At 71.6% G+C, this 2,744-nt stretch carries 1 protein-coding gene; it reads left to right on the forward strand.

Annotated features, from left to right (window positions below; translation table 11 throughout):
* A partial coding sequence (locus tag ABZ719_RS37455; RefSeq protein ID WP_366729639.1) for an MFS transporter occupies nt 1-2,546 on the forward strand: 2,546 nt, incomplete at its 5' end.
* Between the last annotated feature and the right edge of the window lie 198 nt (nt 2,547-2,744).

Here is a 2,744-nt window from a genome sequence, read left to right on the forward strand (position 1 = left end):
TGCGGGCTCACGCCAAGCACGGGGGCGCCTCCCCGGACGGCGCTCCGATGTCGCACCGGCAGATCATGGAGGCGCTCTCCGGGCTGCTGCTCGGCATGTTCGTGGCGATCCTGTCGTCCACGATCGTCTCCAACGCCCTGCCGAAGATCATCGGAGACCTCGGCGGCGGCCAGTCGGCCTACACCTGGGTGGTCACCGCCGCCCTGCTGTCGATGACCGCCTCCACTCCCCTGTGGGGCAAGCTCGCCGACCTGTACAGCAAGAAGGCGCTCGTCCAGATAGCCCTGATCATCTACGTCGTGGCGTCGATGGCGGCCGGGCTCTCGCAGAACCCCGGCATGCTGATCGTCTGCCGCGTGGTCCAGGGCGTCGGCGTCGGCGGCCTGTCCGCACTGGCGCAGATCGTCATGGCCGCGATGATCTCCCCGCGTGAGCGTGGGCGTTACTCCGGTTACCTCGGCGCGACGTTCGCCGTCGCCACCGTCGGCGGCCCGCTGCTCGGCGGTGTCATCACCGACACCTCCTGGCTGGGCTGGCGCTGGTGTTTCTACGTCGGCGTGCCCTTCGCGGTCCTCGCCCTGATCGTCCTCCAGAAGACCCTGCACCTGCCCGTCGTCAAGCGGGACGTGAAGGTCGACTGGGCCGGCGCGACCATGATCGCCGCGGCCGTCTCGCTGCTGCTGATCTGGGTCACCTTCGCCGGTGACAAATACGACTGGCTGTCCTGGCAGACCGCCGTCATGGTCGGCGGTTCGATCGTCCTCGGCCTGCTGTTCGTGCTGATCGAGTCCAAGGCCGCCGAGCCGATCATCCCGCTGCGGCTGTTCCGCAACCGCACGATCACGCTGGCGTCGCTCGCCTCGCTCTTCGTCGGTGTCGCGATGTTCACCGGCACGGTCTTCTTCAGCCAGTACTTCCAGCTGGCCCGGGGCAAGACCCCGACCATGTCCGGTGTGCTGACCATCCCGATGATCGGTGGCCTGTTCGTCTCCTCCACCGTCTCCGGCCAGTTCATCACCCGCACCGGCCGCTGGAAGGCGTGGCTGGTCAGCGGTGGCGTCCTGGTGACGGCCGGCCTCGGCCTGCTGGGCACCATCCGGTACGACACGGCGTACTGGAAGATGGCGATCTTCATGGCCCTGCTGGGGCTCGGCATCGGCATGATGATGCAGAACCTGGTGCTGTGCACGCAGAACCAGGTCGACCCGAGCGACCTCGGCTCGGCCAGCTCCACGGTCACCTTCTTCCGCTCGCTGGGCGGCGCGGTGGGCGTCTCCGCGCTCGGCGCGGTCCTGGCCCACCGGATCACCGACTACGTCAAGGACGGCCTGGCCGGACTCGACCCGAAGTACCAGGCCGCCATGGGCGGCTCGTCCACCGGCACCATCCCGGACGTCGCCAAGCTTCCGGCGCCGCTGCGCACGGTCATCGAGAGCGCCTACGGGCACGGCATCGCCGACATCTTCCTGATCGCCGGCGGCATGGCGGCCATCGCCTTCCTGATCACGCTGTTCATCAAGGAGGTCCCGCTGCGGACCCGCGGCGGTCTCGCGCAGGCCGCCGAGGGCGAGCCGGGCCCGGTCGACCCGGTGGCGGCCCCGGCCGTCGCCGAGGCCCAGGAGCAGGCCGCCGTCCCGGCCGCCGACCAGTTCTCGGCCCCGGCCGAGGACAAGGTGCCCGCCTGGGCGTCGGCCGCCTCCACCACGGCGACCGGTCCGGAGGGCACCCAGCGCCTCGCGGCCGTCGCCACGGCGGCCCCGCAGACCCCGGCCGCCGGTGCGGGCGGCGGAGTCCCGGTGCGCGGTTTCGTCCGGGGCGCCGAGGGCGCGCCGGTGCCGCAGGCCGCGGTCACGCTGATCTCGCTGGCGGGCCGCCAGCTCGGCCGCTCCGTCGCGCAGGGCGACGGCGGCTACACGGTGGACGCGCCGGGTGCGGGTTCGTACGTGCTGATCGCTTCGGCGGACGGCTTCCAGCCGCAGGCGTCCACGATCGTCGTGAACGACGAGCCGGTGGCGTACGACATCCTGCTCAGCGGCACCAGCGGGCTGAGCGGTGTGGTGCGGGGCGCGGAGACCGCCCTGCCGGTGAAGGACGCCATGGTGATCGTCACCGATGTGCGCGGCGACCTGCTGGCCACCGGGACCACCGGTGAGCAGGGCGAGTTCTCCTTCGCGGAGCTGGTGCCGGGCGTGGTGACCGTCGCGGTGAACGCCGCCGGCCACCGGCCGCGGGCCCTGCCCGTCGAGGTGGGCGGCACCGGTGTCACCCGCATCGAGGTCGACCTCGACTCCGGGGCGCAGCTCCAGGGCGTGGTCCGTGCCCCGCACGGTCCGCTCGCCGACGCCCGCGTGACGCTGGTCGACGCGGCGGGCAACGTGGTCGGCACGGCCACCACCGGTACCGACGGGGCGTACGCCTTCACCGACCTCAACAGCGGCGAGTACACCGTCATCGCGACGGGCTACCCGCCGGTGGCGACGGCCCTGACGGTCTCGGGCCGCGGCGTCGACGACCACGACATCGAACTCGCCCACCCCGGCGAGTAGTCCGACCCCGGCCCGTGGCGGGGCGCGCTCCCAGCGGAGGCGCCCCTGCCACGGGCCGGTCGCTCACCGACCATTTTGTCAGGCTTTTCAGGGAGAAAAACGGGATGGGACTGACCGCGAGGATCCGCACCCGGGACGGATGGGCCGTGTCGCACGCGGTCGTCACGGTGACCGACATGACGGGCACGCAGGTGCTGC

Source organism: Streptomyces sp. NPDC006743, from assembly GCF_040703815.1.
Taxonomy (GTDB): domain Bacteria; phylum Actinomycetota; class Actinomycetes; order Streptomycetales; family Streptomycetaceae; genus Streptomyces.